A 19,365-nucleotide genomic window follows, 5' to 3' on the forward strand; every position below is an offset into this window, starting at 1 on the left:
ATCTTGCTAAAAATACTCAAAAAATCAACGGATCGGGTCATGCACTGTCACCAATTTTGTCCCGTCTGGGAATGTCGCTTCGACCTGCACTTCGTGGATCATTTCGGCGATGCCATCCATGACCTGATCGCGGGTGATCACAGCGGCACCCGCCTGCATCATGTCAGCGACGGACCGCCCATCACGCGCGCCTTCGACAACGGCATCGGTGATCAGCGCAATCGCTTCGGGGTAGTTCAGCTTGACGCCACGGGCCAGACGCTTGCGCGCGACCTCGGCCGCCATGGCGATCAATAGTTTGTCTTTTTCACGCGGGGTCAGTTGCATGGTCTATAGTCTCCAAACTCGGGGGATCGGCGCGCATGACAGCGCCTCAACAACAGGAATTAGAATGCGGCGCAGCGCAAACCCATCTTCGGCCAAAAGCCGCACCAAAAGCAAATCATCTGCAATCAAACTTGCGCCACAGGTTTCAGGTAAATCAAGTTTTTGCGCTTGCGGCCCCGCCAAGACAATCGTCGCCATTGCCCCGGCATTGCCTGCAATCGCCCGGCGTTGCAGATGGGTTTTGGCGTCGCCAATCAATCGCAGCGCATCCGCAAAAACCAATTTATTGTCACGCCAAATCCGCCATTGATCGGTAAAACGCAAGTTCCGCACATCTTCACCCATTGCAGGGCGGCCAAAGATGACAGGTTCAACAATAAGTGCCGTTGCGTCCGCGGCCAGATGCACATGCATCTGCCGGTCAAGCGCCGCACTTTCGAACAGAATGGTTTCTTGGGGGATCCAATCGATGCGCCCCCCTGATCCGACGTTCAAAGCGACCTTTGACTGCGCGATCTGACCGGGGTGTGCACGGTAGCCGCGTTCAGCGGCTTGCGACGACAAGGTGATATGCGCGCCCGCGCTTGCGGTCACGTCAAACTGCATCTGATCGCCACCTGTCAGACCGCCCGCTGTATTTAGGAACACAGCGTCCAGTGCATCGCCGCGCACACGCGGAAACAACGCCTTGAGCGATCCTTCTTGCCGTAAATCAGCAATCACCGTCTCGGCCCCGCGACGTTTCGCGGTCAATACCAATGCGCCCTTTGCGCGCGGGCCAGTTGGCACGGCGTCGGCTGCGTGTATTTGGGCGGCATAGGTAATGGGCTGGCCTCGACGATTAATCTTTCGCCGTTCAAACTGCCAAAAATCACGCAGTAGTTTCCAGCAAAACGCCACGAAAGCGCACAAATTTTGACGCGGAATAGCCCAACCGCCCAAAAATGCGGCAGCACGGCATCCAAAACGCAATAGGGGCGCAAAATGCGCCCCCTGAAACCCGTTCACATCATGCCATCAATACGGGTTATCCATCCGCACATGATAGCGCGCACGTCCTTTGACGGCGGTTCCCCAATTCAGATGCACCGTTCGATTGTCAGCCCCCTGCCCGCCCTCGGCCCAAGGCAATTCATGAATACGTGTTCCCGCGCTATTGGTGATTGCCCCATCAGGCAGCACGCTATCCACATAAAGCGCATGGCCTTCAAACGGCAGCGCCGCACCTGTGTCCATGACCCAAGTCAGCGCCTCAGTGGCTTGGTCATGTTCCAAGGTCACCGGGTTCGCCACAGGTTCATGCACGTTGTGGAACGTATTACCCCGAAATTCGAGCCCGCGCGTCCGGCTATAATCAAGATCAGCAAACGTTGTATCCACCCGTTCAACCCGATCAATCTGGCCGTTCGACGAACGGAACACATTCCCTAGGACCGCAAAGCCGCTAATATAATGCCCCGGGCCGTAAGGTTTAATCACAATAAAATTCGCCCAAGACGCGACATCGCTAGTCAAGAAAATATTGCCCGTAATCGTCAGCCCGCCGAAGGAAAACTGCACACCAAGTGCCGGGTCGCTGCTATGTTCATTGGTCCATTCAATGAAATTATTGTCGCAGTAGTTGCCAGTGAAAATGGTTTTGGGGTTCGGTGATGTGATGATCACCCCACCCTTGCGCACGCCCAAAACCTCATCGTCACCATGAAACCAATGGTTGGCTGTAATCAACGAACCAGACCCCGACAAAATACAAAAATGCTTAAACCGGTTGACCCGGTTATCGCGGATTTTTACATCGTTTGCATTGGCGTTGAACCCGATGCTGACCCGTGCCGCGACGGGCAAGGATTGCTCGTCTGAAATAAACTGACAACGGTCAATCATCATCCCCTGACACCCGCGCCCCGGCGATGTAAGCCCACGATCTTTGGGCTTATTCACAAAGCAATCACGCAGGTGAAACGTCAGCCCAGCCGGGGCAAGCATGATCCCACTCGCGATACCAGACCCCTGAAATTCGATGTCATCCAACACGAACTGGTTCAGCTTGTCGTAGCCCGAAAAATCGAGCAGGTATTTAAAGCGGGTGAAGGTGAAGTTTTGGCTGCCTTCCGCATCATATAGCGGCGCGCTGAGCGTCAGGCTTTGACCGGGCACGTCAACGGCGCTCACATAGATTTCGCGCCCAACACCATTCCCGGAAACCAATGAACCCACCGGAATATTGGCGATATCAACGACATTGGTCAGTTCCAAATCGTTCACGGCGGCATAGCTTGCGGTTGACGTGAAAATTTCCGTGTCCCAAGCGGCACCTGACACCGGTTGGAACTGCCCATTGCGCACAACCCGCCGTGTCGCATATTCAAGCCGCGTCGGGTCACATGCCTGCATATCAACGGGTTCGGTCAAGGCCACACGGCGCCCACAAAGATCAAGCGATTCGTGATCTGCAAAGTTGATCAACGCTTGATAGGCTTTCTTGAAAGCCAGTTCTTCGTTCTGAAAAGCATCAAGATAGGCATCGTAATTATAGCCACGTTGCATGATGAACCGGTAAGTCGGGTCCTGAATGATCCGGCCTTCGAACTTCACATGGTTTTCCATCGTGACGTCGTTTTGCAGCAGGTAATTCCCCGGTGGCACCATGACGGTGCGGCCATCGGCAACGGTATCTGCCGCCTCAAATGCGGCGCTATCATCGGTGACCCCATCCCCCTTTGCGCCGTAATCAAGCACATCAACAATCGCGAGAAGATCGCGGGTGAACACCGCGCTGACATCTTCGATCTGAATGTCGTCAACGCGCACAACACCCCCTGTCGGCCCGGTCAAATCAATCCCAAGATGTCCATAATCTGCACCCGTCCACAGCATGTCCACGCCTGTCCGATCACCTGTGCCGATGATAGCTGTGATTTCAACCACTTCGCCATATGTCGTTAGCTGCACCTCGGGGCCGTAGCTGGGCAGACCCGCAGCAGCAGCGCCCCCGGTCACCCCCGCCCAACCAGACACGCGCACCCCTGCCAACGGGCCAGAGATCGCTTTAACCTTTGCCGTCACACGCAAATAACAGCCCGGCAGAATCGGCGTTTCGGTCATGTAGCGCACATGCGCTATCGGATCGACCTTAAGAATCTCAAGACACCCTGCGAAATCCGCATCTGCAGCGACAAACACGCCCGATCCGCTAATCGCATAGGTGTCAGACCCCGGCGTGCCTTCGCCGCTGGACCAAACACCAAGCCCCGCCGAGAACGGCAGCGGTTGAAATACAATTCCGTCTGTAATCGCTTTATTCATTGAAAAACCTTCTCTGACAGGGCGTGCAATTGGGTTCCGCGTCATGCGGCACCGCGGCCAAAGAGGTATGTGAAACTGCTAAAGTAGCCCTGACACCACCGTCACGGTGGGGCGCGCAACGCAAAAAGGCCGGGCGTGAACCCGGCCTTTAAGATCGTATTTATAAAATTCAGGCTGCGAGCTGTGCTTCGATCAATTTGATTGTTTCTTCAACGCCGTAAAGCGCGATGAAACCACCAAAACGTGGCCCCTGGGACGCGCCCAATAGAACCTCGTAAAGGGCGGTAAACCAGTTGCGTAACGGATCAAATTCATGATCTTTACCAACCGCGAACACCATCGTTTGCAAAGCTTCGGCGTCCAACCCGCCATCCCAAACCTTAAGCCGCGCGACCATATCTTCCATTGCGGCGCGTTCTTGATCGGTTGGGGCACGGTAGGTTTTGGTCGGTTTCACAAAATCGTTGTAATAGCTGACGGCAAAGCCCGCGGCCTGATCCATTTGCGGATTGTTTTCAGCGGACGCGTCGGGCGCATAACGCTGGATAAAGCCCCAAAGCGTTTCTTTGTCTTCCGCACCCGAAACCGACGCAAGGTTCAACAACATTGCAAATGGCACAACCATGTCAGAGGCAGGTACGTTATCACCGTGGATATGGAAAACTGGGTTATTCAACTGGCCTTTGTCATCTTGATCTGGGTAGGCTCGTAGCTGTTGGTGATATTCATCAACAGCCTTGGGGATCACATCAAAATGCATCCGTTTTGCCGTTTTGGGTTTTAGGTACATGAAATACGACAGGCTTTCGGTGGATGCATAGGTCAGCCATTCGTCGATCGTCAGGCCATTACCCGATGTCTTGGAAATCTTGTGCCCATCGGCGTCAAGGAACAACTCATAGGTAAAGTTTTCCGGTGGACGCCCCCCCAACGCACGGCAAATCCCGCCGTAGATCGCGGTATTGGTCGCATGGTCTTTGCCGTACATTTCGAAATCAACGCCAAGTGCCGCCCAACGCGCGCCAAAGTCTGGTTTCCACTGCAATTTACAGTTCCCGCCAGTGACCGGCATCGTCACATCCGTGCCATCAACATCCGTAAACGTGATGTTGCCGTCTTTGGTGACTTCTTTCATAGGCACATAAAGCACCTGACCCGTCGTCGGGCTGATCGGCAAAAAGATCGAATAGGTCTGGCGACGTTCTTCGCGCAATGATTTGAGCATGATCGCCATCACGTCATCGTATTTTTCGGCAGCCTTCAGCAGGATCGCGTCCATCTTGCCTGACTGGTAATATTCGGTCGACGACGCGAATTCATATTCAAACCCAAACGTGTCCAGAAAATTATTCAGCCGCGCATTCATATGATCACCGAAACTGCCATGCGTGCCAAATGGATCGGGCACGGCTGTCAGCGGTTTTTGGATGAACGGTTCTAATGCGGCCGGGTCCGGCACGTTCCCCGGAATTTTGCGCATTCCGTCCATATCATCCGAAAAGCACAGCAATTTCGTCGGGATGTCAGAAATCATCTCAAAGGCACGACGCACCATCGTTGTGCGGCTTACCTCACCAAAGGTGCCGATATGCGGCAGGCCAGACGGGCCATAGCCCGTTTCAAACAGCACATACCCTTTCTCGGGTTCCTTCTTTTCATACCGTTTGAGCACACGGCGCGCCTCTTCAAAGGGCCAAGCCTTGGATGTCATCGCCGCGTCGCGCATATTGGTCATGATATTTCTCACGTCTGATCGGCACCCCAATGGCGCCATTGTTTGCGCTCTCCCTATTGCGACAGCGCGGCAGCGTCAATAAATGGGTCACATAGATAAAGGAAACAGCATGAACGATGACGCCCCGATGACAGCCCAAGACGCGCTTGCCGCGCTGATGATTGCGGTCTCTGCGTCGGATGAAAACATCCGCACGTCTGAATTGGTCAAGATTAGCAATGCGATTAACATGCTGCCCGTGTTTTCAGGGTATGATCCTGAACGCCTGCCACGCATGTCAAAGATGGTATTTGACCTACTTGAGCAAGAAGACGGGCTTGAGGCGTTGTTCGGCCTGATCCGCGATGCGTTGCCTGAGCGCTTGTTTGAAACGGCTTATGCGCTGTCATGCGATGTTGCTGCGGCCGATGGGCTGATCGACGAGCAAGAAGGCCGCATGTTGGAAGAAATTCGCGAAGAACTGGATCTTGACCGGCTGCATGCCGCCGCAATTGAACGCGGCGCACGTGCGCGGCACCAGACGATCTAAACGCCCGTCGTCCAGTAGCGCAAAATCCGATGCTGTAGCCGATGCGCTGCGCGGTTCCAGCTGCGCGCGCCACTGGGCTGCTCACTGCCTTCAAGCTTCCCAATTTCGCGGGCAACCATATCAGACGCAAAAATAACAAAGGCCAGTTTACGCCCATCGTGGGCACGCAAATATCCAGCCAAGTTCGACACGAAATTCAACGTACCCGTCTTTGCCTGCACCGCACCTGCCACAGAGGCAAGCGCGTCACCGTTGCGATCACGGACGGGAATATCTTTCATGATCGGATGCAAAGTTTCGGCGACATCAGGCGCGGTTAAAAATTGCGCCATATCTGCAGGTGTCACCCGCGCCGCATCGCCCAACCCTGAATGATCGGCGAATACAGGGGCAATTCCATCAGCCCGTCGCCCGGCCCAGCGCGCCATGCGTGCAGACGATGCCCGCAAGCCCCATTTTTGCCCGGTTTGCATCGTCGTCGCTGTCAGACCTGCGGCTTCGGCAGTAATATTTGTCGAATACCGCAGCATCGCACGCATCATTTCGGTCAAGGGTTCACTTTGGATTGCGACCACTTGGGTTGCGTCCGCAGGGATGGCTCCGATTTCTTTTGGCGCGCTCAGCCTAATTCCGTGACTGCGTGCAAACGTCGTAAAGACTTCGCCTGCATATAGCGCCGGGTGGCGCACGGGCAACCAACGTGACCCTGCGTTGTTCAGCGCCGAACGCGCAACCGTCCATTGATCCGCCTGCCCAAGGTCGTTGTACGTAAAAACCGGGTCATCGCGATCCGTGACCCGGATTCGGGATGTCGTCACAGCCGGGCGATAATTATCGCTGCGCGCATCCATAAAGGTTGCATAGTCGCCACCTTCACGTTTCCACTCAAAATGCACCCGGTTGAAATTCAAATTCAGCCCGGTGATTGTCGGGTTGTAGCCCAAGTGATCAAGCTGACTGTCGTCGATTTCGTCCAAATTGGTCAGTGCGTCGTCCCAGACATAAAACGCGCCAGTGACTTGCGTGATCCCCGCCGCACGTAAACGCTGTGCCAGGTCGGCCAGTTGATCCGTCACAAGGTTTGGATCGCCGCCGCCAGACAAGATCAAATCACCATCTAAAACACCATCATTTATGCTACCGTTCGCAAAAATAGCAGTTTCAAACTGATAATCTGGCCCCAAGTGTTCTAATGCATAAAGTGCGGTAACCGCTTTGGCCACGCTCGCAGGTGGCTGCAACATCTCAGCACCGTAGGACTCGATAATTTCACCCGTTTGCACATCCGCAAGCACAGCCCCGACATCACCGCTCAGCCCGGATGTCGCGATAAGCGGCACAAGTATATTGTCTGAGAATGGGCGCGCTAACGGACGGCGTGACGTCATTGGCGCATCGGCCCAAGTCGCTGTTGCGCAACTAGACGCGGCCCCCATCAACATTGCCCGCCGTGTTAACCGCATTACCACTCACCCCGCGCGCGGATTGCCGTCGATGACGTATCTGACATCGGCACATTCACAAATGCCCATGCAGGCGCTGGAAGCCTGCCAAGGATACAGCTCGCGCGACTGGGCACCCTGGATTGCGCATAGACTTTTGCAGTCTTCGATAAACGTGCTGCGATCCGGTCGCCGGGCCGTGCGATCACGCCGATTGGCACATTCTCAATGATCCAACGCCAATCTTGCCAGAGATGAAACTGCGCCAAATTATCTGCGCCCATCAACCACACGAACCGTACGCCGGGATAACGTTGTTTTAGCGCCTTCAAAGTTTGGGAGGTGTAGCGAGTGCCAAGCTGGGATTCGATCCCAGTCACTTTGACGCGCGGATGCTGCATCAACGCGCGGCTGGCTTGAATCCGGTCGCCCAATGGCGCAGGCCCGCTTTCCTTGAGCGGATTTCCCGGACTAACCAGCCACCACACATGATCCAGCCCAAACCGTTTAAGCGCGGCTTTGGTAATGTGTACATGCCCCGCATGCGGCGGATCAAAAGAGCCGCCCAACAGCCCGATCACTTGCCCCGGTTTCGCGGTTGGAAATCCGTCCACAATATTATCTCCGTCAAACCAAGGATCACACGACACACACTATGCCAAAACCAGCATATTCGGTTGGTTTAGACCGATTGTTCGCACAAGCAAAGCGCCATTGTTTGCATGCGGCCTCCAACGACCATGCACCTCTATGAATTAGAACACGACCGCTGCAATTATGTGCAAATAACCGCGCTTGATCATTTCCGGCGGTCTGCCGCACCCTTGGATTGCTCGGCCGAAGCCGCCCATAGATTGATCTGCTCTTCGTCAGCATATTGATCAATGAGCGCCAATTCTTCGGGGGTGAAGTCAAGGTTGGCCACAGCGCCTACACAATCCACAACTTGGGAAGGTTTGGATGCGCCGATCAGGGCTGTTGTGATGCCGCCCTCGCGCAACACCCATGCAATCGCCATTTGCGCCAATGTCTGGCCGCGATTTTCGGCAATTTCGTTCAGTTTGCGGATATTTTCAATCGCACGGTCAGTCAGCATCGTTGGAAACAGCGATTTGCCTTGGCTGGCGCGGCTGTCATCGGGGATGCCGCCCAGATATTTCTTAGTCAGCATACCTTGGGCCAGCGGGGTAAATGCAATCGATCCCACGCCCAAATCTTCCAACGTATCTTTCAGCCCATCGCGTTCGACCCAGCGATTCAGCATATTGTAGGATGGCTGATGGATCAGGCACGGTGTGCCCAGATCGTTCAAAATCGCGACGGCTTCGCGGGTGCGTTCGGTATTATAAGACGAAATTCCCGCATAAAGCGCGCGACCTGATCGCACGATATAATCCAGCGCACCCATCGTTTCTTCGAGCGGCGTGTCGGGGTCAAATCGGTGGGAATAAAAGATATCCACATAATCAAGCCCCATCCGTTTAAGCGACTGATCACATGATGACACCAGGTATTTGCGGCTTCCCCATTCACCATAAGGGCCCGGCCACATCCCGTAGCCGGCCTTCGAACTGATGATCAACTCATCGCGGTGGCCTTTAAAATCTTCTGCCAAGATCGACCCAAACGCATGTTCGGCTGATCCCGGAGGCGGACCATAATTGTTGGCCAAATCAAAATGGGTGATTCCATTGTCAAATGCGGTATGGCAAATCGCCTGTTTGGTCTCATGGGGGGTGTCATGGCCAAAGTTGTGCCAAAGCCCAAGCGAGATAGCAGGCAACTTCACACCTGAGTTTCCGCAGCGGCGGTAAACCATTTTTTCATAACGGTTTTCGGCTGGTACATATGTCATAGGCTTTCCTCCCCTACATCGATTTCGACGCAAGCGACCATGCGCCAACCCCGATGTCAACGGGGTAGTCAGGAATACCTGACCCCACGACAACCTTTGCGTGTGCTACAATCACCCTGTCGCATCCTATTTTCAGCGACGGCAACTTTAAATCAAAAAGGAGTGCTCTTATGGCACGTTTTGCAATCGACCTTGGTAAAATGCCAATGTCATAGGAAGACCAACTTCAACTCCAAAATGAACTGCAATCAGTCGCGCTTAAACACGTTGCGCGGCTTGGGTATGACAAACCCTTCGCAGTTAAATTCCCGCGCGAATGGTGGGGGATTATTCTACACCCCGACCTTGATCGCCTTGGCGATATCGAAGCCGAGATCGGAAAACGGCTGGGTGCCTTCTAATGGGCAGCCCTGAAAAGGGCGTTCCGGAAGTCACCAGCACTGGGGCAGACCGCACTTGCCCCAGTGCGCGTTGCGAACCGGGCGCCACATTACTGGGCGTCAAAGGGGAAGACGGGCGGATCAACCATCTGCGCACGGCAATGCCAATTGATGCGCATTTCGTGGACACTGCACGGCAGGCAGGCCCGCCCGAACAACGCATGCGTTTTGCATCGCGCTGTGCAACGGAAGGATGCAGCCAATGGACCGGCAGCAGATGTGGGGTGATCGATCGGGTATTGACGCATCTCGGAACCATGGACCTGCCAGTCCAGAACGGTCTTCCCGCATGCCCAATTCGCGCAACATGCCGTTGGTTTGACCAAACGGGCGCGGCGGCCTGTCATGCGTGCACCTATGTGACCACCGACAACGCCTCGGCGCATATATAATAATCTATTTGGCCTGTCCCAGTGCGGCAGGCCAAACAGCACCAACCCATAGATTGTGACGGGTACAATCGCGTGCTTTTCTTGGCCTATTAGGCGTGTAAAAGTGCAGCCATGACACAGCTTTTGACCCGCAACGGCACGCCCGTTTCCGACCTTACCTTTGGCACCATGCAATTTGGCGGCACCGCCGACGTCGCCGCGAGCCGCGCGATGTTTGATGCCGCAATTACTGCCGGCGTGAACCATTTTGATACGGCTGTCGGCTATACGGGTGGCGCGTCGGAAACGCTGCTAGGCCCGATGATCAAAGATGCCCGCGATGATCTGTTTATCGCAAGCAAGGTTGGTTATGTCGGCGGTGCCGGACGCCAAAACCTACTTGAACAATTCGACCGCAGCCGTGCGCAACTGAACGAAGATGCCATCGATCTTTTGTATCTGCACCGTTTTGATCCTGACACAACGCTGTTGGACACGTTCAGTGCGCTGGCAGAACTGCAAGCCAAAGGGTTGATCCGCTATATCGGCGTGTCAAACTACGCCGCTTGGCAAGTGATGAAGGCCCAAGGTATCGCCCAAACGCTTGGCACCAAAATTGACGCGGTCCAGCCGATGTATAGCCTTGTGAAACGCCAGTCCGAGGTCGAGATTATCCCGGTCGCACAAGACCAAGATATCACGGTCATGCCATATTCACCGCTTGGCGGCGGGCTGTTGACCGGAAAATACGCCGCGGGTGGCAATGGGCGTCTGACCGAGGATTCGCGCTATAAGGCCCGCTATAATCAGCCTTGGATGCACAATACCGCCCGTGAACTTTCCGCGCTTGCCGCTGATTTGGGCACTGATCCTGCAACTCTTGCCGTGGCGTGGGTCAAGACCCACCCTACGGCCCCGCGGCCGATCATTTCGGCCCGGTCCGTTACGCAATTAACCCCATCATTGGCGGCGCAGGATTTTGACATGCCCCAAGCGCTTTATACCCAAATCACCGCGCTGAGTATCACACCCGCCCCCGCGACTGACAGATTGGAAGAGGCATGATTGATTTTCTGGTTATCGGTGGCGGCATCGCTGGAATCTCCGCCGCGGCGCGCCTGTCAGAACAGGGCAGCGTCACGGTTTTGGAAGGCGAAAGCGCACTTGCCTACCATGCCTCCGGCCGTTCGGCGGCGCTGTTTGAGCGCAACTACGGCAAGCCTGCGACCATCGCGCTAAACGCGGCCTCATATGGCTTTCACAAAGACGCTGATATTCTCAGCCCGCGCGGGTTGATGCTGCTTGGCGCCGCAAATGACCAAGCCGCATTCGACGCAGATTTCGCCCAGATGGGGCTTAATCGCCTGACCATCGATGAAGCCGCCGCGCACTTCCCGATTTTGGACCAAAATGTCGTTACCCAAGTGGGTTATGACGACCGCGCCCAAGACATCGACACCGACAAACTGGTCCAGACATTTGCGCGAATCGCCCGTCAGAATGGCGCGAACATCGTTACCAAAGCTGCAGTCACCGCAATCACCCGCCACGACAACGGCTGGGCTGTGACCACGGCATCCGAGACTTATGATGCAAAGGCGATCGTCAACGCCGCAGGTGGCTGGGTCGACGAAATCGCTGTAATGGCGGGGATCACACCGCTTGGTTTCACCCCTTTGCGCCGATCAATGGCGCGCATCCCAGCGCCTGATGGCATGGACGTCAGCAGCTGGCCGATGGTGTTTGCCGCAGGCGAAACTTGGTATTCAAAGCCAGACGCGGGCGCGCTGATCGTGTCCCCCGCTGACGAAGATTTGGTAACCCCACATGATGTCTATGCCGACGATATGGTGCTTGCAGAGGGGCTCGCGCGGTTCGAAGAAAACGTCACGATGTCCGTGACCAGATTACTTGCGTCCTGGGCCGGGATGCGCACATTCGCGCCCGACCGGACATTGGTTTTAGGCCCCGATGCGCGCGATCCAAGCTTTATCTGGTGCGCCGGGCAAGGCGGCTATGGGATGCAATCGTCGCCCGCGGCGAGCCAGTTACTTGCCGATATTCTCGCAGGGCGTACGCCCGATATTCCAGCCGATGCCGTGGCGGCACTGTCGCCCGCGCGCTTTGCGTAAAAGATATCTCATGACCCAGCATAAGAACCCTCAAGGCCAACCCATTGGCGCGCCCGTGCCAAATTGGGCTGGCTGCGAAACCATTCCGCGTACGCCAATGCATGGGCAGTATTGCGATCTGGTACCGCTTGAGGCGACGCATAGCGCTGATCTGTTTGCCGCGTTTGATGCCGACACCACGGGCACGCTCTGGACCTATATGCCTGTTGGACCGTTTGCGACGGCACAGGACTATGCTGCTTGGGTCGAAACGGCGCAACACAGTACTGACCCATTGTTTTTTACTATCGTCGCCAAAGCCAGTGGAAAGCCTGTCGGTGTGGCCAGTTTCCTACGCATCGATTCGACAAATGGTGTGGTCGAGGTCGGTTTCATCACCTTTGCGCCTGCGCTGCAACGCACCCCAGCCGCGTCCGAGGCAATGTACCTGATGATGAAGCGTGCCTTGGGTGATTTGGGCTACCGCCGCTATGAGTGGAAATGTGATGCGCTGAATGCACCATCACGTAACGCGGCTGCGCGGCTTGGTTTTTGCTATGATGGGCTGTTTAAGCAGGCCGTCGTGTACAAAGGCCGAAATCGCGACACCGCATGGTTTTCGGTGCTTGATCAGGACTGGGCGCGCATTGACAAGGCGTTTCAAAATTGGCTTGATCCAGCGAACTTTGATACAAACGGCCAGCAGATCAATGCGCTCAAGGCGCGCATATAGCGCGCCCTCAATTCTTTAACCATCGATACGAATGGTTGCGTTTTTGGGATCATACGGGCTGTCTTCGACGATCTCAGCAGGCCATAATTTATCAAACATCTTGACTTGTAGCTTCGTGCCGACAGCCGCCCCGCCAGGTTTGACGTAACCCATCCCGATGGATTTCCCGAAAGCGACGGAATAACCACCAGAGGTCAGACGCCCAACACGGGTCCCATCCATGTCATACAGCGCCTCGCGGCCCCATGGGTCCGCATCGTCAGGGCCATCAATCAGCAGGGTGACACAAGTTGACCGTACACCGATTTTTTCCATCGCGGCTTTGCCGTAGAAATCTTTGGACAGGTCAACAAACCGTGGCAGGTCCGCCTCAAGTGGGGTCGCATCACGGCCCAACTCGGTGCCGAAGGCCCGGTACGATTTTTCCTGACGGAGCCAGTTTTGCGCACGCGCACCGACCAGTTTCATTCCATGGTCAGCGCCCGCTTTTTCAAGCAGGTCAAATAGGTAGTTCTGCATTTCCATCGGGTGATGCAATTCCCAGCCCAATTCGCCCGTATAGGCCACGCGGATCGCATTAACCGGACACATGCCCAATTCAATTTGGCGCGCAGATAGCCATGGGAACCGCTTGTTCGAAAGCGCTGTTTCTGGGTCAACGTCGCAGATCACCGATTTCAGCACATCGCGCGCTTTTGGACCTGCAATCGCAAAGACGCCCCATTGGGTCGTGACATCTTGGACTTCGATCCGACCAAATTCAGCCTCTTTGTCTTCGATCGCTTTGCGCAGGTAATCGGAATCATAGGCCGTCCACGCCCCGGCTGAGACCAGATAGAATTCATCATCCTTGAGCCGGACAATCGTGTATTCTGTCCGGGTCGTCCCCGCAGATGTGAGCGCATAGGTCAGGTTGATCCGGCCAACCTTGGGCAGTTTGTTGGTGGTGAACCAATCAAGGAACGCCTCCGCACCCGGCCCTTTGACGATGTGCTTGGTAAAGGCGGTTGCGTCGATTAGGCCGACGCCTTCGCGGATCGCTTTGGCCTCATCCACAGCATGTTGCCACCAGCCACCACGGCGGAAGGAATTCGTTTCTTCGTCGTAGTTTTGCGGCGCATCAAGCGGGCCGTAGTAGTTCGGGCGTTCCCAACCGTTCACCTGACCAAATTGCGCACCGCGCTTGGCTTGGCGATCATAGGCTGGTGCTGTGCGCAGTGGGCGGGCAGCTGGACGTTCTTCGTCTGGCCAATGCAATTTCAGAAGGAACGGATAGGTTTCTTCGTTCTTGGCAACCGCATATTCCGACGTCATCCAATTACCATAGCGTTTGGGGTCGAGGGACGCCATGTCGATCTCGGCCTCGCCTTCGACCATCATTTGCGCAAGGTAGTATCCTGCACCACCGCCCGCCGTGATCCCAAACGAGAATCCTTCGGCCAGCCACATGTTGCGCAGACCCGGCGCTGGACCGATCAGCGGGTTACCGTCAGGCGTGTAACAAATCGGACCGTTGAAATCATCCTTTAGCCCGACTTCTTCGGTAGATGGAATACGGTGGATAAAGTCCATATATTCCTGTTCGATCCGTTCAAGGTTCAGTGGAAACAGATCCGCACGGAAGCTATCCGGGACCCCATAGCGGAAACGCGACGGCGCGCCGTCTTCATATGGCCCAAGAATCCAGCCACCGCGTTCTTCGCGCACGTACCAGCGCGCATCAACATCACGCAAAACGGGATGTTCGCCGTGCTGTTTGCGCCATTCAACAAGGGCGGGATCGGGTTCGGTGACGATGAACTGGTGCTCAACTGGGATCGCGGGGGTTTTGATCCCCAACAGCTTGGCCGTGCGCTGTGCGTGGTTGCCCGTTGCGGTCACAACATGTTCGGCATGGATCACAATCTGTTCGTCGGACGCAATCAAATTGCCGCCCTTTTCAACCATTTTAGTGCAGGTCACATCCCAGTGGTCGCCCGTCCAGTGATAGCCATCAACCTGCCAGCGCCGCTCAATCGTGACACCACGTTGACGGGCCCCTTTGGCCATTGCCATCGTTACGTCAGCCGGGTTGATGTAGCCGTCAGTCGGGTGAAAAATCGCACCGACCAAATCTTCGGTGCGCACCAACGGCCAGCGTTCGCGGATTTGATCAGGGGTCATCCATTCGTAAGGGATATCAACAGTTTCCGCTGTCGATGCGTAAAGCATGTATTCATCCATACGTGCCTGTGACTGCGCCATGCGCAGGTTCCCGACAACGGAAAAGCCAGGGTTCAATCCTGTTTCTTCTTCAAGCGTTTTATAGAATTTGATCGAATAGTCATGGATGTGGCTAGATGCGTAGGACATGTTGAAATAGGGCAGCAGGCCCGCGGCATGCCATGTTGATCCCGATGTCAGCTCGTCGCGTTCCAGCAGCATGACATCATCCCACCCTGCCTTTGCCAAGTGATATGCGATTGATGTCCCAACGGCCCCGCCACCGACGACCAATGCTTTGACATGCGTTTTCATAAGCCCGAATCCCTTTTCCACGTGTTGCATTTAGATTGCGCCGAACCGCCCAATATTGAGCGAACCATCCGACCTCTCATCATACAATTACGACAATATGAAAAAAAATGCCATTTTTTCATATAGAATTCTACGAATTAATTTCCGTCAACCGTACAGCGACGGATGCCGTTCTCAATCCGGCAATTTTCGGACTGAAGAATGGTGTTCGCACCCTGTGTTCCAGTCGCTTGCCCCATTTCAGGGCCTGCATCAACTACGGCCTCAGCACCCACTTCGGGAAGTTGCAGAACGAGCGCGATAACATCATCAGCCACATCAGGTGACCCGGTCAGATAGTCAGCAAGATCTGCTTGGCTGCTATCGGGATTGATGATTTTGCCCAAGATGTAATGTTCGTGATCATTCCAGGTTCTGTCGCTTGCACGCATGCGGGCCGCAAAGTACCGCGCAGCATTTTCTTGTGACCCATCATCAAGCAATTCGAATAGCGGGAGCGGGATTTGCGCGATGTCATCTGGGTACAGCGCAATCAGGCTTTCCCAATCCGCAATTTCATCCGCCTTGATCCCCGCCAAAACATCCATCCAAGGTTCGCCAAGGTCTTCGCCGTTTTCAAGCATTCCCGCTGCCACAAAGGCAAGGGAAGGCGGCGGTGCTGTCGACGCCAAAGGTTGCTGGTCGGGCGTCACAACCCCTGAAGATTGGTCAAACGCCGGATCAGGCGTATCCAGCAAACCATGCGCACGCGCGAGATCGACCTGCATCAATGCATTCGCCACAGCTGCGTCGCTGGCATTGGTGATCAAAGTGACGTCAAGTACCTCGTCAATCTCCTGATCTCCAAAGCGCATTTGGAAACGGCGGTAATTCACAGGTTCAGAAATATCAGAATTAGGCGTCATTGAAATACGCGGTTTTGCAATCAAGGTGATCCCGTGAATTGCCGCAACTTCAACGTCAAGATTTGGCGGGGGCGCACCAGCAGAAGCCTGAGACATTTTCGCGAAAATATTGTTCCGGGGCGGGCGGTGTGGCGCAAATTCCATGCGCATGACCACGCTTTCTTGACCATTCATGAATGACCAAACGGCCCCTTTCAGAGGATCGCCGTTCACATCGTCAAGACCACGCAAAATGCGCTGTGTCGTTGTTGCGGGTGTATCTGGCGCAGCCAGCGGCTCTCCGACGATTGCTTCGCCATGGGCTGTTTCATATGGGACGGCCTCCCATCCATCGGGGGCGCTGACCGCAACACTGACCAGGCGCTGTTGGAAAACATGTTCGTCCCAAACGATTTTGAAGGTAAAGACAATCGCGCCTGCAACAACCAGCATCAACAGCCCAATAAGCGGCATCATCAATCGCATCGCGACCCATCCTTTAATATAAATTTCTTTTGCAACGCTAACGCTATAGCATTGCGGGCACAACCAAATCGGGGGGGCGATGCCCATCGGCAAAGGTTTTGATGTTTACAATCACCTTCTCGCCCATCTCAATGCGGCCTTCGACCGTCGCTGATCCCATATGCGGCAGCAAAATCGCGTTGGGCAATTCTTTCAGACGCGGGTTTATTTCACTTCCCCGCTCGAACACATCCAACCCAGCACCTGCGATCTCGCCCGCCCGCAGCATCCGTGTCAGCGCGTTTTCGTCGATTACCTCGCCGCGCGAGGTATTCACAATGACCGCCTCGGGCTTCATCAGTTTCAAACGCCGTGCGTTCATCAAGTGGAAGGTTGAAGGCGTATGCGGGCAGTTAATCGAAATGACATCCATTCGGGCCACCATCTGATCAAGGCTTTCCCAATAGGTGGCGTCTAATGCCTCTTCTATCTCGGGCCGTAGGCGTTTGCGGTTGTGGTAATGCACCTGCATGCCAAACGCAGCGGCACGCCGTGCCACCGCTTGCCCAATTCGACCCATCCCAAGAATGCCTAAGCGACGTCCGCGGATGCGGCCGCCCATCATCGCCGTTGGTGACCAACCTTGCCAGTCGTTTGATTGCGCCAACCGGAGCCCTTCCGCCAATCGGCGCGTCACGCCAAGGATCAGCGCCATCACCATATCGGCGGTGTCTTCAGTCACGACACCGGGCGTATTCGAGACATGTATCCCACGTTCGCGTGCCGTGGCCACGTCGATATTGTCGACACCCGCCCCATAATTCGCGATCAGTCTTAGATCTGGTCCCGCACGCGCTAATAGTTTTGCATCAATTTGATCGGCAATCGTCGCGACCAAAACTTCGGTCGTTCCCATTGCCGCGGCCAGTTCATCTTGGGTCATTGGCGTGTCGTCATCCCGCAGGGTCACGTCGAATAGTTCTTTCATCCGCGTTTCAACAACGTCGGGTAACCGTCGCGTCACAACAACACTTATACGCTTGCCTGGCATGGGGCGCCTCCCGTGGCTTTCCAAATTCTGCATTCCGTGTCAGGTTGCGCCAAAGGGACGCGCAGCACAAGAACCGCGCGCCATATTTTGAGCAGTTGTAAGGTAAACGATGGGTAATTTGCTGCGATGGCTTCGGGTGTTTCATCTGGCGATACTTGCCTGCGGGCTCAGCGCCGGCATAGTGTTTGCGCAAGACGCAAACGACGCCCCTGCGCTAGGCCCCGAAACCAACCTACCACTACCGCGTTTTGTCTCGCTCAAGGCATCCGAGGCAAACGTGCGGCGCGGTCCATCACTGTCTCACCGGATCGACTGGGTGTTTCAACGGCGCAACATGCCCCTGCAAGTGATCGCGGAATACGGCCATTGGCGGCGGGTGATTGACCGCGACGGCCAAGGCGGCTGGGTGCATTACACGATGTTATCGGGCGTCCGCACCGTGTTGATCAGTGGCGACGATACACCGCTGCGCGCGTCCCCTTCCGAGGATGCGGGCACACGCGCCGTCCTTGAACACGGGGTGATTGCACGCTTGGGTGATTGCACCCCGACATGGTGTGAAATCAGCGCGGGCGGCTACGATGGCTGGGTCCTAAAAACGATGATCTGGGGCGTGTCTGATGTGGAAATCAGGGATTAAGCCGCGCTTGCGATCACGCCGGAAACCGCCTAGCACTCAAACATGCCATATACCCATTCCACTCGCCTGAACCTTTCCGCCGGATTGCTATCCGTTGCAGTGGCGTTGGTCCTGGTGATTGCCAAACTCTGGGCCCTTGGGCAAACAGGATCGCTGTCAATCGCGGCGACCTTGGCAGATAGCGCAATGGATTTGATGATGTCGCTTGGGGGCTTGGCTGCAATCGCCTATGCTGCAAAACCGGCCGATGACGACCATAATTTTGGCCATACCTCGGCCGAGGACTTAGCGGCGCTTGGGCAGTCTCTTTTTATCCTGATCTCAGCCGGAGTCATTGCCACGGCCGCGATTTTGCGGCTGCTTGATGACAGCGTCGCCTTGCCCGAACACGAAGCCCAAGGGATCGGGGTGATGGTATTTTCAATCGTGGTCACGCTTGGGCTTGTGATTTGGCAGCGGCGGGTCGCAGCAAAGACAGGCAATAAAGTCGTGCAAGCCGACAGCCTGCATTATCTGGGCGATCTGATCCCAAACATCGGGGCGATCTTTGCGCTATGGGCCTCGGCCAGTTTGGGGCTTGGGCAGATTGATAGCGTGGTGGCACTGGGCGCGGCGGCCCTATTGGCTGTTGGCGCACTTCGGATCGGCAAGGGTGCGTGGGATGCGCTGATGGATCGGCAAGCCGATCCTGCGATGATCCGCGGCATTTGCGCAATCGCGGATGCCTGCGAGGGTATCGAAGGCTATCACGACCTTAAAACCCGTGTTGCAGGTAGCCGGGTGTTTGTGAATATGCATATCGAACTTGATGGTACGCAATCACTCAGTGATGCCCACGCAAAAGGGGCGGCGCTCCGCAGGGCGATTGTGGCCGCCTATCCGCAAGCAGATGTGCTGATCCACAAAGACCCAATTGGCGTCGAAAAACACCCCGATGATCCGCGCTCGTAAGGTGGATC

General features: G+C 55.4%; 17 protein-coding genes. 7 read left to right on the plus strand and 10 right to left on the minus strand.

The window, feature by feature from the left end; all coding sequences use genetic code 11:
• Positions 1 to 24 precede the first annotated feature (24 nt).
• From DS901_RS14870 to DS901_RS14885, 4 genes are all read right to left on the minus strand, one after another.
• A complete protein-coding gene (locus tag DS901_RS14870) occupies positions 25 to 327 on the minus strand; it encodes an urease subunit gamma (RefSeq protein ID WP_113777704.1) in 303 nt (100 codons plus the stop codon).
• 3 nt (positions 328 to 330) lie between these two features.
• Positions 331 to 1,080, minus strand: coding sequence for an urease accessory protein UreD (locus DS901_RS14875; protein WP_258546748.1), 750 nt, complete (start codon positions 1,078 to 1,080; stop codon positions 331 to 333).
• A gap of 264 nt (positions 1,081 to 1,344) precedes the next feature.
• Positions 1,345 to 3,633 (minus strand): glycosyl hydrolase family 28-related protein, encoded by a 2,289-nt coding sequence (locus DS901_RS14880; protein WP_113778051.1) that lies wholly within the window; start codon positions 3,631 to 3,633, stop codon positions 1,345 to 1,347.
• A 169-nt stretch (positions 3,634 to 3,802) separates the two neighbouring features.
• Positions 3,803 to 5,368: a lysine--tRNA ligase gene (locus DS901_RS14885; RefSeq protein ID WP_113777705.1), complete on the minus strand. Its 1,566-nt coding sequence runs from the start codon at positions 5,366 to 5,368 to the stop codon at positions 3,803 to 3,805.
• A gap of 109 nt (positions 5,369 to 5,477) precedes the next feature.
• Here DS901_RS14885 and DS901_RS14890 point away from each other — a divergent pair, with 109 nt between their 5' ends.
• The gene (locus DS901_RS14890) at positions 5,478 to 5,897 is read left to right on the plus strand and encodes a tellurite resistance TerB family protein (protein WP_113777706.1); all 420 of its coding nucleotides are present in this window, start codon (positions 5,478 to 5,480) and stop codon (positions 5,895 to 5,897) included.
• On the opposite strand, the gene dacB is transcribed toward DS901_RS14890, so the two are convergent.
• The 3 genes from dacB to mgrA form a co-directional block, all read right to left on the minus strand.
• On the minus strand, positions 5,894 to 7,360 hold the full coding sequence (gene dacB, locus DS901_RS14895) for a D-alanyl-D-alanine carboxypeptidase/D-alanyl-D-alanine endopeptidase (RefSeq protein ID WP_258546749.1): 1,467 nt from the start codon (positions 7,358 to 7,360) through the stop codon (positions 5,894 to 5,896). The genes DS901_RS14890 and dacB overlap by 4 nt on opposite strands.
• On the minus strand, positions 7,360 to 7,956 hold the full coding sequence (locus DS901_RS14900; protein WP_113778052.1) for a nicotinate-nucleotide adenylyltransferase: 597 nt from the start codon (positions 7,954 to 7,956) through the stop codon (positions 7,360 to 7,362). Before DS901_RS14900 ends, dacB begins: the two co-directional genes overlap by 1 nt.
• Positions 7,957 to 8,138: 182 nt before the next feature.
• On the minus strand, positions 8,139 to 9,194 hold the full coding sequence (mgrA, locus tag DS901_RS14905) for an L-glyceraldehyde 3-phosphate reductase (protein WP_113777708.1): 1,056 nt from the start codon (positions 9,192 to 9,194) through the stop codon (positions 8,139 to 8,141).
• Between the two features lie 400 nt (positions 9,195 to 9,594).
• Here mgrA and DS901_RS14910 point away from each other — a divergent pair, with 400 nt between their 5' ends.
• From DS901_RS14910 to DS901_RS14925, 4 genes are all read left to right on the plus strand, one after another.
• Complete coding sequence (locus tag DS901_RS14910) at positions 9,595 to 10,026, plus strand: hypothetical protein (protein WP_113777709.1); 432 nt, start codon at positions 9,595 to 9,597, stop codon at positions 10,024 to 10,026.
• Between the two features lie 111 nt (positions 10,027 to 10,137).
• Positions 10,138 to 11,070 carry an aldo/keto reductase gene (locus DS901_RS14915; protein WP_113777710.1) on the plus strand — a complete coding sequence of 311 codons (933 nt, stop codon included), beginning with the start codon at positions 10,138 to 10,140 and terminating at the stop codon, positions 11,068 to 11,070.
• Positions 11,067 to 12,137: an NAD(P)/FAD-dependent oxidoreductase gene (locus DS901_RS14920; protein WP_113777711.1), complete on the plus strand. Its 1,071-nt coding sequence runs from the start codon at positions 11,067 to 11,069 to the stop codon at positions 12,135 to 12,137. The genes DS901_RS14915 and DS901_RS14920 overlap by 4 nt, the downstream gene beginning before the upstream one ends.
• Before the next feature lie 10 nt (positions 12,138 to 12,147).
• Positions 12,148 to 12,849: a GNAT family N-acetyltransferase gene (locus DS901_RS14925; protein ID WP_113777712.1), complete on the plus strand. Its 702-nt coding sequence runs from the start codon at positions 12,148 to 12,150 to the stop codon at positions 12,847 to 12,849.
• Positions 12,850 to 12,864: 15 nt separating this feature from the next.
• On the opposite strand, the gene DS901_RS14930 is transcribed toward DS901_RS14925, so the two are convergent.
• The 3 genes from DS901_RS14930 to DS901_RS14940 all read right to left on the minus strand — a co-directional run bounded on the left by DS901_RS14930 (position 12,865) and on the right by DS901_RS14940 (position 17,766).
• Positions 12,865 to 15,366 (minus strand): GcvT family protein, encoded by a 2,502-nt coding sequence (locus DS901_RS14930; protein WP_113778053.1) that lies wholly within the window; start codon positions 15,364 to 15,366, stop codon positions 12,865 to 12,867.
• Positions 15,367 to 15,503: 137 nt separating this feature from the next.
• A complete protein-coding gene (locus DS901_RS14935; RefSeq protein WP_147249946.1) occupies positions 15,504 to 16,736 on the minus strand; it encodes a hypothetical protein in 1,233 nt (410 codons plus the stop codon).
• Between the two features lie 43 nt (positions 16,737 to 16,779).
• Entirely contained in the window at positions 16,780 to 17,766 is a 987-nt protein-coding gene (locus tag DS901_RS14940) for a 2-hydroxyacid dehydrogenase (RefSeq protein WP_113777714.1), read from the minus strand.
• Between the two features lie 109 nt (positions 17,767 to 17,875).
• Here DS901_RS14940 and DS901_RS14945 point away from each other — a divergent pair, with 109 nt between their 5' ends.
• Both DS901_RS14945 and DS901_RS14950 read left to right on the plus strand, forming a co-directional pair.
• Positions 17,876 to 18,406: an SH3 domain-containing protein gene (locus DS901_RS14945; RefSeq protein ID WP_113777715.1), complete on the plus strand. Its 531-nt coding sequence runs from the start codon at positions 17,876 to 17,878 to the stop codon at positions 18,404 to 18,406.
• A gap of 42 nt (positions 18,407 to 18,448) precedes the next feature.
• The gene (locus tag DS901_RS14950; RefSeq protein WP_113777716.1) at positions 18,449 to 19,357 is read left to right on the plus strand and encodes a cation diffusion facilitator family transporter; all 909 of its coding nucleotides are present in this window, start codon (positions 18,449 to 18,451) and stop codon (positions 19,355 to 19,357) included.
• Positions 19,358 to 19,365: the final 8 nt, after the last annotated feature.

This window comes from Loktanella sp. D2R18, from assembly GCF_003318235.1.
Lineage (GTDB): Bacteria > Pseudomonadota > Alphaproteobacteria > Rhodobacterales > Rhodobacteraceae > Yoonia.